Genomic DNA, 12,586 nt, shown 5'->3' with positions numbered 1-12,586 from the left:
TCCATCACGATCGCGTGCCGCCCCCGGCATCTCCGGCGTGGGTCGCGATGGCCTTGGTCCGGCAGGCGAGCAGGCTGCGGAGAGCTTCTGACCCAGCCTCGTTGCTCATCTGCTCCTCGTGAACGAGGAGCCATCGCGCTCCCGCTTCGACCTCGGCCCACGCCAGTCGGCTGCGCCGGTTCTCGGCACGTCTCACGTCACTGCGGAGGAAGCCCGCCCCTGCTGCGAATCCCGCGGCGACGAGTGCCAGCAGTGCCGCCGGAACACGGGCATCCGGCGATGACAGCCCAGCAGCGCCGGAAAGCCCGGCAAGCACCGCAGCGGGGAAACCGAGCGCGACATCCATGAGAGACCAGTAACGGACGCGATGATGGGCAGCGCGCTCCAGCCGTTCCGCTTCAGCCAGCACGCGCTCGACCTCAGCCCGGAAGAGCGCCCCCTGCCCCTGCGAACTGCCCGGACGCTGCCTGTTGTCACCAGCCACGAGCCCATGATTGCCCGGAATCGAAACATTGGTCACTCGAACCGCACTCGTGCCGTCGGCTGGAGCCGGCAGGATCACCGGCACGCGACCGCCCACAGCCGCTCCGGGCCCGGGATCGTCCGGTCGGCTGTCCTCCGTTCGGACCGTCTGTGGGACGGGTGAGGTGGGTGGGGGAAGGGCTAGTGGGGCATCCGAGCGCCGCCGTCGTTGAGGAGTCCGAGTATGGCCCGCACGCTCGCCATGGTCCTGGCCGGCGCCACCGCGTTCGCCGTGGCTCCCGCCGTTGCCGCCGGGTCCGAGCCCGGCAGGGCGGCGGCGGACATGGCGGTCACCTATCGCGTGACCGCTCCGTACCAGCAGCACGCGAACGGTGTGCGGGCCGGCTACAAGCCCGATCAGTACTGCGTGTTCGACCGGGCGGGTGGCACGGGCGCGCTCGGCTACCCGCATTTCAACCACGCCTTCGACAACTCGACGGACCCGGCGAAGCCCACCGCCCTCTTCTACGAGGACGACGACATGGGCGGCAAGCGTCTCGTCGGCGTGGAGTGGCTGGTCCACGACCGCGACCAGAACCCGAAGACGGACGACGACCGGCCGAGCCTGTTCGGGGTGCCGTTCAAGGGCCCCAACCGGGGCAACTTCCCCGGCCAGCCCGTTCACTACGCCCTGCACCTCTGGCTGTGGAAGAAGAACCCCAAGGGCCAGTTCACCACGTACAACCCGGCCGTCACCTGCCTCCCCGGGACGACCCGCCCACAGCCGCGCCCGTCTTCCTGACACCCGGCCGGTCCGTCGTCATCTGCGGTTCCGCGACGTACGTGCGTTTGCGGGCCCTCTCATGGGCGCAGCCACCTTCAATTGTTCACCCCTCAACCACCTTTGGCGCGCTGCGCACTACGCCACAAGTGGCGCCGACCTGCGCCCGGGGTGCAGGCTGAAGGAGGGATGTCGACGGCCGCACGCCCGCGCACAGGAGGCGAACGACATGGCCGAGAACATCATGAAAGGTCAACAGAACGACCTCAGTTCGCTCATGGAACGGGCCTCGAAACGCGATTCCACCGTCCTCTTCGAGGGCTACAGCCGAGATGACGGAAACATCCCCGGCAACATCCTGATCGTCGAGTCGGGCGACTGTGTCTATTCCTTCGCCAAGTCCGACATCATGGACCGGGAACCCCTCGGCGAGGACCGGATCAGGGTGTATGTGCGGGAGGGTGCCACGGCGTTCCGCCTCGGCCGGATGCGCGCCGGTGAACCGCAGGACGCCTTCATGGTCGCGATGGAGAACGTCGCACCGCCGACGAGCCCCAGAATGCCCGGAGACCCGACGCCGGCGAACGGGCCGGCCGGACTCGCGAACGCCGAAGCGATGGAGTACCTCGCTCCTCCACCGGCCATACACGTGCCGGGCGCGCCCCGCTACGCGGCAGCGAGCGAGGGACCGACAGCACAGGTGGCCCAGGCAAGGCCTCAGGTGCTTGCCCCGGCCCTCTCCACCGTGGGGAGTCACTGGACGCACAGTTGCGTCGCGGGCGACGCCTTCGCCAACAACTGCGCCCATTTCCTCTCGGACGCGTTCATCCGCGCCGGGTACACGGAACTCTCGGCCACCAACCCGCACATCAAGGCCCGGTGCTACACGTACGCCCGTCGGCCCATCCGAGCGCGGAACATGTGGTCCTGGTTCAAGTCCAAAGCGGTGCGCACGAGCAACACGCCGACACCGGACACCGGATGGTGGGCTGTCTTCCAGCTCGACGAGAGCGTGTACTGGGGCGGTCACGTGGTGCTTTTCGACTCCGACACCTGCACGTATTACGGCACCGGCTGGCACGGCACGTGGGACCAGTACATGTACCAGTGGTGACGGTGCTCGGGCTCGTGAAGCGCGTGGCTCCTCCCCCGCGAGATCAGCTCCCCGGTCGCTCCGGAGCGCGATCGTTTTCGACGAGTCGTCGTACTCCGGTCTCCCAGGCCGGCGGCGGGACCTCCCGGACGAGGCCGGCCCGAGTGGCCATGACCGCGCGCCCGACGGCGGTCCGGGCGACACGCTGTCACCCGCGCGGCTCCAGGACACCTGGGCGCGCCGCCCGTCCACCGGTGCCGCCGGGGCTACCGTCGGCTCCATGGAGCGAATCCGTGCGGTCCTGATCGACATCGACGGCGTCCTCACCGTGTCCTGGAAGCCACTGCCTGGAACGGTCGCGGCCATGGAACACCTGCGTGCCTCCGGCCTCCGCCTCGCCCTGGTCACCAACAACACCTCCCGGACACGTGCCGCCATCGCCGAACGCCTGGCCGCCCTGGGCTTCCCCGTCGGTGCCGAGGACATCCTGACCGCCCCGGCCGCGACGGCGGCCTACCTGCGCGAGCACTTCCCCGGCGCCCGCTGCCTCCTGCTGAACAGCGGCGACGTCCGCGACGACCTGCCCGGAGTCACGCTGGTCGAGGACGGGGACGCGGACGTGGTCGTGCTCGGCGGCGCGGGCCCCGAGTTCGGCTACGAGTCTCTGAACCGCGTCTTCCGGCAACTGCAGCGCGGTGCCCGGCTCGTGTCCATGCACCGCAACCTGTATTGGCGTACCGAGGGCGGCCTCGACCTCGACACCGGAGCCTTCCTCGACGGCCTTGAGAAGGCCTCCCGCACAGAGGCGGAGGTGACAGGGAAGCCTGCGCAGGCGTTCTTCGGAAGCGCCCTCGCCCACCTGGGCGTGGACGCACCCGAGGCGCTGATGATCGGCGACGACATCGAGTCGGACGTGCTGGCAGCCCAGCGGTCAGGCATCACCGGCGCCCTGGTGAGGACGGGCAAGTACACCCCTGAGGCACACCGCGCCGCCTCCGGGACCCCCGACCACGTCCTCGACTCCTTCGCGGACCTGCCGGCCCTTCTCCTCACCGGTTCCGACTCCGGATCGGGCTCCGGGTCCGGAGTCGGCTCCGGCTCCGGCTCCGGGTCCGGCTCCGGCCACTCGACCGGAACCTAGCCCGCCGGCGAGCACGTGCGCCTCGCGTCGTCGCTCCGCGCCCGCGCGCTCGACCGCGGGAGCCTCCCTGACCACCCGCGCTTCGGCTCTCGGCACCTTCGTGCGGGCTCCACGGCGCGGGCGGCCGGGAAACCGGTCTGCGAGGATGTGCTGCATGGACGTGCGGAGCAGGAACCACGTGACGGTGACCGGGCGTACCGGTGGGCCTGTGGTGGTACTGGCGCATGGCTTCGGGTGCGACCAGAACATGTGGCGCCTGGTGGTGCCCGCGTTGGAGCGCGAGTTCACCGTGGTCCTCTTCGATCATGTGGGCTCGGGGAACTCGGCGCAGTCGGCGTGGAGCCGGGAGCGGTACTCGTCGCTGGACGGGTACGTCGACGACGTACTGGAGCTGTGCCGGGAGATCGCGCTGGGCCCGGTGACTTTCGTGGGGCATTCGGTGAGCGGGATGATGGGTGTGCTGGCCGCCACTCGGGAGCCCGAGGCGTTCGCCGGTCTGGTGCTGCTTGCGCCCTCGCCCTGTTTCGTCGACGATCCGGACACGGGATACCGGGGCGGGTTCAGCGCCGAGGACATCGACGAGCTGCTGGAGTCGCTGGACGCGAACTATCTGGGCTGGTCGGGCGCCATGGCCCCGGTGATCATGGGTAATCCGGACCGGCCGGAGCTGGGTGCGGAGCTGACCAACAGTTTCTGCCGTACCGACCCGGAGATCGCCCGGGTGTTCGCCCGCGTGACGTTCCTGTCCGACAACCGCGCCGATCTCGCGTCGGTGGCTGTGCCCACCCTGGTCGCCCAGTGTTCGAGCGACCCGATCGCTCCGCCGGAGGTGGGCGCGTTCGTCCACGCGCAGATTCCGGGAAGCCGGCTCGTCACGCTGAACGCGACGGGCCACTGCCCCCAGCTCTCCGCCCCGGAGGAGACCGCCGCGGCGATCACCGCGTTCGTGGGAACCGCCGGATAGATGCGCGAGGCAGGCGGCGCGGCGGAGAGCGGAGACCGGGGCGAGGACCGGCGTCCGGCGGATGAGGAGGCGCTGTTCTCCGCCCTGCTGGAGGACAGCGCCGAGGAGCTCTACGAGCACGCGCCCTGTGGATATCTGACCACCCTGATGGACGGGCAGATCGTCAAGGTCAACAGCACGCTGCTGGACTGGCTCGGATACGAGCGCGGCAAGCTGGTGGGACGCAAGCGCTTCTCGGAGCTGCTGACCGTCGGCGGGCGGCTGTACCACGAGACCCACTTCGCGCCGCTCCTGCGGATGCAGGGTGAGATCAGCGCAATCGCCTTGGAACTCAAGACAGCAGACGGATCCCGGCTGCCGGTCATGGTCACCTCCAGAGTCAAGACGGGCAGCGACGGGCAGCCGCTGCTGATCCGCACGACCATCCTCGACGCGCGCGACCGCCGCGCCTACGAGGTCGAGCTGCTGCGGGCCCGGCAGGAAGCGGACCAGGAGCGCGACCGCCTGAAACTCCTGAACAGCACCCTGCAGAAGACCCTGCTGCCCCCGGCACTGGCAAACGTGCCCGGCCTGGACGTGGCCGCGTACTACCACATCGCCTCCGTCGAAGAGGTCGGCGGCGACTTCTACGACCTCTTCCCCCTGGCCGCCGGCACCTGGGGCCTGTTCCTGGGCGACGTCTGCGGCAAGGGTGCCGCCGCCGCGGCCGTCACCTCGCTGGCCCGCTACACCCTGCGCGCCGCGGCCGTCTACGACCCCGACCCGGCCGCCGTCCTCACCAACCTGAACACGGTCCTCAACCACGAGTACAACGGCACCGACCCGCGCTTCTGCACGGTCATCTTCGGCCTGCTCACCCCCGACGCCGACCGCGGTGGTTTCCGCATCACCCTGGCCAGCGGCGGCCACCCACCGGCGCTGCTGATGCGCGCGGACGGCACCGCGGACTACCTGCCCACGCCCGGCGGGCAACTGATCGGCGTCCTGCCGGACGCCGACATCGCCACCACCACCGTCCACCTCGCCGTCGGCGACACCCTGCTCCTGCACACCGACGGCCTGACCGAGGCCCACACCAACGCCGGAAGCGAGGGTCGCTACGGCGACGACGCCCTCCTCGCCTTCGGCCGGGCCCTCGCCCCCACCACCGCGTCGGCCGTCATCGGCGCCGTCCGCGACCTGCTCGACACCTTCGGCAGCGGCGTGGACGACGACACCGCCGTCCTGGCCGTCCACGTGCCCCGGCCCACCGCCGACGAGCCTCGATGATCAGGCACCTGACCCTCCGCACCCGGACCACCGCCAAGGGAGCGGTCATCGAACTGACCGGGGAGCTGGACCACCGCACCGCGCCCGAGGTCCGCGCGGCACTGCCCGGAGCCGGCCTTGAGGCGGGCCAACAGCTCGTCCTCGACCTCGCGGGGCTCACGTTCTGCGACTCCAGCGGCATCACCGTACTCCTCGCCGCCCGTAACCACGCCCGCGCCGCCGACGCGAGCATCGCGCTGGCCGCGGTCCCCGACCACCTCCAGCGGATCTTCCGCGTCGTCGGCCTGGAACACGTCTTCCCCACCCACCCCACCGCCGGAGCGGCCGAGGCCGCCTGGCAGCCCCCCACGAGCTGACTCCGGCGCGGACAGCGACTCAGAAGGACGCCCTTGGGTGTGGGCCCGCTCGGCGCAGCTGACCGACGTGTACGGGGGCACGCCGGCGAACCGGGCATCGATGCGTCAGCCCGCGGCGCGATCGCACACTCACGTCGGGGGCGGTGGCGGGTCGTCGCAAGCCGTCCGAGACACCCTTCCCACTCTAGTCAAGTTTGACTAGAGTGGGGGGATGAGTGAGAAGACCATGCCGATCCTGCCCTGCAGGACCATCCAGCCCGTTCTCGACTTCTACACCGCTCTCGGATTCGAGGTGACCTTTCAGCAGCGGAGTCCCAACCCCTACGCGGTGGTCCAACGAGGCGGCATCGAGCTGCACTTCTTCGGAATGAAGCAGTACGAGCCGACCGAGTCGGTCAGCACGTGCTACGTCCTGACCGACGACGTGAACGGGCTGCACGAGGCCTTCCGAACCGGCCTCAAGGCGGCCTTCGGGAGAATCCCGTCTCGTGGACTCCCGCGTATCGGGCCGCTCAAAGACATGTCGTACGGCGTGCGGCAATTCCTCATGACCGACCCGGGCGGCAACTGCATCCGAATCGGGCAGCAGACGAGCGAGGACCAACATCACCGCCCCGCCCCCAAGGAAACCTTCGCCAGGGCCCTCCACATGGCGTGCCTCTTCGCGGACTCGAAGGACGACCCGGCGGGGGCCGCGAAGATCATCGACCGCGCGCTCCGTCTGAAGGGCGAGCAGCCCACACCCGTGGAACACTTTCGCCTCTTGGTGCTGCGAGCGGAAATCTCCGAGCGCCTCGGTGACGCCGCAACCGCGACCACTGCCCTCGACGCGGCCGCCGCGCTTCACCTCACGCCCGAGGAGCGGGAGTCGGTCCACGACGACATCGAACGCCTCGAAGATCTCCGGGACCAGCGGGCCGGGGGTGCGCACGGCGGGTAGGCCGGAGCCCCACCCGCCACGGCCGCCGCTACGCGATCTCTTCCGCCGGCCCACCTGCCGCTGCGGCGAGGCTCTGCCGCAGGTGCGTGAGGCGTGCGATCTCGGCGTCCAGGGTGGCCAGGCGATCGGCCACGACACCGCTGAACTCGCCTGGGCGGCCGTCACAGGACCCCGCCGGGTCCTGGACAAGGAGGTCCAGCCGGTGGGCGCGACGGCGGAGATCCTCCAGGGTGAGGCCCAGAGCCAGCAGGTTGCGGATGACGCGGACGCGTGCGACATCGGCGGGGCCGTACTCGCGTTGGCCGGACGCGCTGCGTTGCGGGGGCGGGAGCAAGCCCCGTGCCTCGTACAAGCGCAGAGCGCGTGGCGTGGTGCCCGCTGCCGCCGCCGCCTCACCGATCCGCATGCCCGCCCCCTGCGTCCTACAGCTCCACGATCGCCGCACCGAAGGAGCGCCCGGCGATCAGTCGCGGCAACGCCTCCGGGGCACGATCCATTCCACGGACCACGGTGTACGGGAACCGGATGTCGCCCGCGCGCAGCCAGTCCCCGAAGCGGGCCTCCCACTCCGCCTCGACAACCGGATGATCCACACCGTTGTAGCCGGCGATCCTGATGCCCCTCGTCAGCAACCGATACGTGTCGAGCACGGCCGGCGCGCTCCCGCCCGCCCGGTCCGGGGACAGCTGACCGTCCAACGCGCCCACCAGGGCGAACCGGGCGCCCCGATTCGCGGCATGGACGGCGGCCGTCAGCTGTTCCCCGCCCACGGTGTCCAGGACGATGTCGATGCCGTCCGGCGCCGCCTCGGCAAGCTGTGTGCCGATCGGTGCCGCTTCGCGCAGCACAGTGGCGTCGTAACCGAGTTCCCGCTCCAGCCGCCGGGCCTTGTCCGGTGAGCCGGTGCTGCCGATCACTCGGGCGGCGCCCAACAGCCGGGCGATCTGGCCCGCCAGGGTGCCCACAGCGCCGGCGGCGCCCGTCACGAACACGGTGTCCCCCTCTCGCACCTCTGCCAGGCGGGTCAGCGCACCGTAGGCTGCGGAGCCCTGGGCCAGGTGGGCCACCGGGTCGGGCAGGATGCCGTCCAACGGCCTGCACTCGTCGGCGGCGGGCGTCGCGTACTCCCGCCAGCCCTGCAGGTGCAGAACCAGACGGCCCTTCTTCAGGGGGCCGTCGACCACCTCGCCGATCGCGGGCCCGAACAGGGTGTCGCCGGGGTTCAGCGGCGGCAGCGGTACATCACGGGTCTCGCCTCCGATGAGCGTGCGCAAGCCCGGAAAGACGAGGAAGTGGGTGTTGCGGACGAGCACTTGGCCGTTCGCGGGCTTCGGCACGGGGGCCTGCACCAGGGTGCTCGGCCGAGGTCGGCAATCCCGCGGGGCGACGGAGCAGGCGTACAAGGTGATGAGTCGGGTTCATGGCCGGACGCTAAGCCTTGACCCGTGGGTCAGAGGCAAGGCGTGAATCGAGCACTGCCCAAGCAGGGGCTGAATCGAATGCGTGCGCGCTACGCTCCCTTCCATGCCGACCATGAACATGTCATCTCGGGCCCGTCTCGGCGCGGCCCCGCGGTTCGGACCTCACCCGGTCGGGACCGCGTCCTTGAGGAGCCACGTCCGGTTCTCCCTCGTCCTCCTTCTTCTCCTGAGCCTTCTCGGGACATCAGCCCTGGCCAGCGCCGCGCCCTCCCCGCCCGCCCGATCCATCGCGGCCGCCTCCGCGGCGGCGAACGGCTCCGCCGTGACCCAGGCCCAGGCACGCTGGGGCGACCGGCGACTCGACCAGGTCTCCTTCCTCGGCACCCACAACGCGTTCACCAACTACGAGGACTCCCGATGGAGTTCGGTGGCCCAGTCCGAGTCCCTACGTCACCAGCTCGAGAACGGCGTGCGCGGCCTGAGCCTGGACACCCACTGGTACGAGCGCAGCACGTGGCTCTGCGTCGTCAGCTTCGGCAGCGACTGCTACCCGAGCGACGTGTACCTCTGTCATGGCGAGTGCAAGACCTTCGCCGGGGTCACGTACGCGCTGCCCCGGCAGTCCTTCCAGAGCAGCATGCAGACCGTGGTGGACTTCCTCGCAGCGAATCCCCAGGAGGTGGTGACCATCTTCCTGGAGGACTACGTCAGCGCCCAGCAGCTTGGGAACTCGCTCGGCCGGGTGCGCGGCCTCGACCAGCTGCTCTTCCGGCCCGACGCGTGGAACGTACGCCAGCAGGGGTGGCCGAAGATGACCGACCTCGTCGGCTCCGGGAAGCGCCTGCTGATCTTCAGCGACGAGCCTGACCGCGAGCACCTGGGCGTCATGTACGACAAGGCCTGGACCGTCAGCAACTTCTGGAGCCTCGGCGACCTCGGCAACGACGTCTCCTGCGTCAGCCGGTGGTCCGACGTACCGCTGGACCGTCAGGAGCCGGGCTTCCGAAGGCTTTTCACCATGAGCCACCATCGGAACGTACCCACCGTCATCAACACCGCTCTCGACAACGGGGCCAAACTGCGGGACCGCGTCGACCAGCAGTGCCGCCCGGCGGCCGACGGCCGCGACCCGAACTTCGTCTCGGTCGACTTCCACCGGATATCCGACGGCAGCGGCCACACGCCGGCCTCGATCGTCGCGGAGCTCAACGCCCGAGACTGAGGCCCCGTGTCCGGTCCCGGGTGTGGGTCGTCACCCACACCCGGGGGACGACCCGGCGCGGCCTCGCTCCTCCGCATGGAGAGCGGCGCCGACTCGATCCGCCTGGGCGGGGGGTGCCGGAGTCCAGCGTCAGAGCACCGCGGCCGCCCGGCGGGGTGGCGGCGTTCAGCCGCAGGCTGCCACTGCTGCCGCGGCCGCGGACAGGATGCGGTGCAGGACAGGGACCGGGATCGCCGGATTGGTGACCGCCGCGCACGCCGTGTCGCGGTCGTGCAGCAGCCCGGCGAGGACGCGGGCCGGCAGCCGCGGATTGCGCATCGCGGTCCCGCGGACGAGGGCCGATGGGTCGTTCAGGAGCCGCACCGCGTCGGCCGGTGAGAGGCGGGCGTCCTCGGCCGCGCGGCGGCGCACCTCGGCTTCCGGGTCGCGGGCGAGGCGTGCGACGTCGGCAGGCGTGGACTCCGGATCGTCCAGGGCCAGGCGGCGCATCCGCCCAGCGGGATCGCCGGCGTAGCGCAGCAGGCCCGTACGGGGGAAGTTGGGGTGGCTGCGGGGGCGGTCGGGGTGACTGAAGCTGCCGTCCCACCACCGCCAGACCTCCAGCAGCATCTCTGCCGGTGCGTCATCGCACGATTCGGCGAGGAACAGGCGGACCGTCCGGTCCTCGTCCCGGGCCAGACGCTCCACGACGTCCGGTGGAAGACGCCGGGCACGGGCCACGCTTCGGCGGATGAGCGGATGGGACGACACGGCGAGGCGTCGCATCGCGTCGGCGTCACCGTGCAGGCCCTCGACCCAGGTCAGAGTGTGCGACATCGACGTCGGGTCGAAGTGGTGGCGCACCGCGGCACGCTGCCCCTCGTCGAGGTCCGGCCGCAGTGCCACCACCGAGCGGACGTCGTCGTGCGGGTCCTCCGACAGGACGGCGACGCTGTGGGCAGTGAGCGCCGGGTTGGCGGCCAGGGCTCGGCGTACCTCCGCGTCCCCGTCCCGGACCAGCTCCGCCTCCAGCTCGGGCGCGAGACGGCACTGTTCGAGCGCGCGCCGGGGCTGGGGCAGCGCGGCAAAGACCTCGGGAGGCATGGGGACGGCGATGTGGTGGGCGAGCAGCGCCGCCGAACGCACTGCGTCGTCGCCGTCGGCCAGCAGTCGCGCCCTGAGCGGCGCGGCGAGGTCTTCCCACCGGGCGCAGGCAGTCGCCCGCACCCTGGGGTCGGCGTCGGCCGCGAGGCCGGGGAGGTGGTGTGCGGGGAGCCCCGGGAGTTCGGCGGCCTCAGCGCGGGACGGGCCGGCGAGAAGGTCGTCGTACAGGTCCCCGGGGAGTTCGACGCCCCGGGCGCAGGCACGCTCGGCCCGGAGCACGCGCCGGCTCGGCGACGGCTCCGCACGGACCAGGCGTATCCACTGGTCGGGCGTGAGCTTGGGCCGGAAGGTGTCCGCGGGCGTCGAGCGCACCTGCGGGTCGGGATGCGCCACGGCGGCGTCGAGCACGGCATGCCGGTCGCAGCCGTGCAGGAAGCCCGCTTCCACGTCCAGCAGTCGGATCAGCAGGTCGTCCGACGCGGCCGGATTGGACCCGATTCCCTCCGCCCAGTGCAACGGCCATGCCGGCCGGCCGGGGACCGCTGCCCACACTTCGGCGCGCTCGGCCTCCGTCTCCTGCCCGGCGGCCGCGGCGGCTTCCTCCAGCCGCTCCGGCAGTCGGTCGAGGGCTGTCACCCGAGGCCCGTCCGCGCCGGGCACCTCCGCCAGCAGCACCTGTCCGTCGAGGGAGAGGGCCACGAACCCGGGGTCGCCGGTCAGCCCCGGGACACCGGTGCCGGCGTAACGGACCCTGGTCCAACAGGAGTCGTTGCCGCCGATCCGATGTCCGAGGACGGCTACCAGGAACTCGCCGTCGGAGTCTGCCAGTCGGCGCCACCACGCGGCGTCGAGGGCTTCCCGGACGGGGCTGTCCAGTGCCGCGTCCCGGACCGCGCCCTCCGGCGCGGCGACCCGGCCCACGCCGTGCGGTGCGTCCCTGACCACGCCGCCCGGCGCCCCGATCCCCCGCGCGATCCGCCAGCCGGCCTCCGGCGGGAACAGACTGGCCGGGCACACGTCCTCGACGAAGGTGAGCCCGGCGCGCAGGAGCAGTTCGTCTAGTTTCTCTCGGTGTTGCACGTGGTCATGCTCCCCGCCGACTCGCGAGGGGACAAGCGGCGAGGCCCGCGTTCCAGGGCAGCTCGGTTGCTAGAGGTGGCTGGACTCGTCATAGAGCCGCCAATGCCACCACCCTTCTCCTGGGCACCGTGACCGACGGAGGGCGAGGGGGTCGGGCAGGGTTCTGCGATACAACTTGTCGTCCAACTGCCCTACCAGTGCTGCCAGTTCACGGCGTGCGCGCGGAGGAATGTTGGCGAGGACCAGCTCCAGGAGGTCCCGCGCCATGGCCACGTCTTCCTTCAGGCCGCACTCGTGGCAGCCGCATACGGTTGCGGTCAGGTACAGGTAGCGGCCCGGGCGGGCCAGAAAGGACCGGTAGCACTGCAGTGCCACCTGGGTGTCACCAGGGAGGAGGCCTTTGTCCAGACGGCGGAACTCTTCCCGGCGGATGGCGGAAGCCGTCCGGCTGGAAAGCCCGCCGATACGAGCCGGCCGGGGGGCGGAGGAGGGAGAGTGCATCCAGAGAGCAACTGCTCGGCGCGCCTGACTGGCTGTTGTGTTCTGCGCGCGCAGCGCGCCGGGCCGCTTACGCGGCATGGGCCTTTCGGGTGAGGATCATGCGGGGATCCTGGCATGGCCCCCAGAGACTGTCCAGGCACGTGCGGCGCCTGGGGCGGGGAGAGTGGCGGAGATGGCGGTCGGCCGGAGTCCGGGGTAGCGGACGGCAGCGGTGCGCGCATGTTCCTGGACTGCCGTAGGGCCGCTGGTCTGCGGGGGGGGGGGGGGGGGCGG

At 70.9% G+C, this 12,586-nt stretch carries 12 protein-coding genes; 8 read left to right on the top strand and 4 right to left on the bottom strand.

Annotated features, from left to right (window positions below; translation table 11 throughout):
- Positions 1-4: 4 nt before the first annotated feature.
- Positions 5-568 (bottom strand): hypothetical protein, encoded by a 564-nt coding sequence (locus AOK00_RS37345; RefSeq protein ID WP_254047450.1) that lies wholly within the window; start codon positions 566-568, stop codon positions 5-7.
- A gap of 138 nt (positions 569-706) precedes the next feature.
- Between AOK00_RS37345 and AOK00_RS21865 the strand changes: the two genes are divergently transcribed.
- The 7 genes from AOK00_RS21865 to AOK00_RS21835 all read left to right on the top strand — a co-directional run bounded on the left by AOK00_RS21865 (position 707) and on the right by AOK00_RS21835 (position 7,006).
- A complete protein-coding gene (locus tag AOK00_RS21865; protein WP_055601992.1) occupies positions 707-1,264 on the top strand; it encodes a hypothetical protein in 558 nt (185 codons plus the stop codon).
- A gap of 61 nt (positions 1,265-1,325) precedes the next feature.
- The gene (locus AOK00_RS21860) at positions 1,326-2,357 is read left to right on the top strand and encodes a hypothetical protein (RefSeq protein ID WP_159041821.1); all 1,032 of its coding nucleotides are present in this window, start codon (positions 1,326-1,328) and stop codon (positions 2,355-2,357) included.
- 259 nt (positions 2,358-2,616) lie between these two features.
- Positions 2,617-3,477 (top strand): HAD-IIA family hydrolase, encoded by an 861-nt coding sequence (locus AOK00_RS21855; RefSeq protein ID WP_079042121.1) that lies wholly within the window; start codon positions 2,617-2,619, stop codon positions 3,475-3,477.
- 154 nt (positions 3,478-3,631) lie between these two features.
- Positions 3,632-4,441: an alpha/beta fold hydrolase gene (locus tag AOK00_RS21850; RefSeq protein ID WP_055601990.1), complete on the top strand. Its 810-nt coding sequence runs from the start codon at positions 3,632-3,634 to the stop codon at positions 4,439-4,441.
- On the top strand, positions 4,442-5,710 hold the full coding sequence (locus AOK00_RS21845) for a PP2C family protein-serine/threonine phosphatase (protein ID WP_055601989.1): 1,269 nt from the start codon (positions 4,442-4,444) through the stop codon (positions 5,708-5,710).
- Complete coding sequence (locus AOK00_RS21840; protein WP_055601988.1) at positions 5,707-6,066, top strand: STAS domain-containing protein; 360 nt, start codon at positions 5,707-5,709, stop codon at positions 6,064-6,066. The genes AOK00_RS21845 and AOK00_RS21840 overlap by 4 nt, the downstream gene beginning before the upstream one ends.
- Before the next feature lie 211 nt (positions 6,067-6,277).
- Positions 6,278-7,006: a bleomycin resistance protein gene (locus AOK00_RS21835; protein WP_055601987.1), complete on the top strand. Its 729-nt coding sequence runs from the start codon at positions 6,278-6,280 to the stop codon at positions 7,004-7,006.
- 28 nt (positions 7,007-7,034) lie between these two features.
- On the opposite strand, the gene AOK00_RS21830 is transcribed toward AOK00_RS21835, so the two are convergent.
- Both AOK00_RS21830 and AOK00_RS21825 read right to left on the bottom strand, forming a co-directional pair.
- A complete protein-coding gene (locus AOK00_RS21830) occupies positions 7,035-7,412 on the bottom strand; it encodes a MerR family transcriptional regulator (protein WP_055601986.1) in 378 nt (125 codons plus the stop codon).
- A gap of 16 nt (positions 7,413-7,428) precedes the next feature.
- On the bottom strand, positions 7,429-8,343 hold the full coding sequence (locus AOK00_RS21825; RefSeq protein ID WP_437441434.1) for an MDR family NADP-dependent oxidoreductase: 915 nt from the start codon (positions 8,341-8,343) through the stop codon (positions 7,429-7,431).
- A 268-nt stretch (positions 8,344-8,611) separates the two neighbouring features.
- Here AOK00_RS21825 and AOK00_RS21820 point away from each other — a divergent pair, with 268 nt between their 5' ends.
- Positions 8,612-9,649, top strand: a complete 1,038-nt coding sequence (locus AOK00_RS21820) for a PI-PLC domain-containing protein (protein ID WP_055601985.1) — start codon at positions 8,612-8,614, stop codon at positions 9,647-9,649.
- Positions 9,650-9,814: 165 nt separating this feature from the next.
- Here the strand turns inward: AOK00_RS21820 and AOK00_RS21815 are convergent, their stop codons facing one another.
- Entirely contained in the window at positions 9,815-11,812 is a 1,998-nt protein-coding gene (locus tag AOK00_RS21815; protein ID WP_055601984.1) for a hypothetical protein, read from the bottom strand.
- Positions 11,813-12,586 lie beyond the last annotated feature (774 nt).

It is taken from the genome of Streptomyces aureus (genome assembly GCF_001418135.1).
GTDB classification, from domain to species: domain Bacteria; phylum Actinomycetota; class Actinomycetes; order Streptomycetales; family Streptomycetaceae; genus Streptomyces; species Streptomyces aureus_A.
Note: the sequence above shows the minus strand (reverse complement) of the source record. Positions and strands in the feature narration are given on the sequence as shown.

What these genes read in the sequence shown, in the direction of transcription:
- AOK00_RS21855 (WP_079042121.1), top strand. Translation starts at nt 2,617, where the DNA reads ATGGAGCGAATCCGTGCGGTCCTGATCGACATCGACGGCGTCCTCACC.
- AOK00_RS21845 (WP_055601989.1), top strand. Translation starts at nt 4,442, where the DNA reads ATGCGCGAGGCAGGCGGCGCGGCGGAGAGCGGAGACCGGGGCGAGGAC.
- AOK00_RS21830 (WP_055601986.1), bottom strand. Translation starts at nt 7,412, where the DNA reads ATGCGGATCGGTGAGGCGGCGGCGGCAGCGGGCACCACGCCACGCGCT.
- AOK00_RS21850 (WP_055601990.1), top strand. Translation starts at nt 3,632, where the DNA reads ATGGACGTGCGGAGCAGGAACCACGTGACGGTGACCGGGCGTACCGGT.
- AOK00_RS21835 (WP_055601987.1), top strand. Translation starts at nt 6,278, where the DNA reads ATGAGTGAGAAGACCATGCCGATCCTGCCCTGCAGGACCATCCAGCCC.
- AOK00_RS21865 (WP_055601992.1), top strand. Translation starts at nt 707, where the DNA reads ATGGCCCGCACGCTCGCCATGGTCCTGGCCGGCGCCACCGCGTTCGCC.
- AOK00_RS21840 (WP_055601988.1), top strand. Translation starts at nt 5,707, where the DNA reads ATGATCAGGCACCTGACCCTCCGCACCCGGACCACCGCCAAGGGAGCG.
- AOK00_RS21860 (WP_159041821.1), top strand. Translation starts at nt 1,326, where the DNA reads ATGGGCGCAGCCACCTTCAATTGTTCACCCCTCAACCACCTTTGGCGC.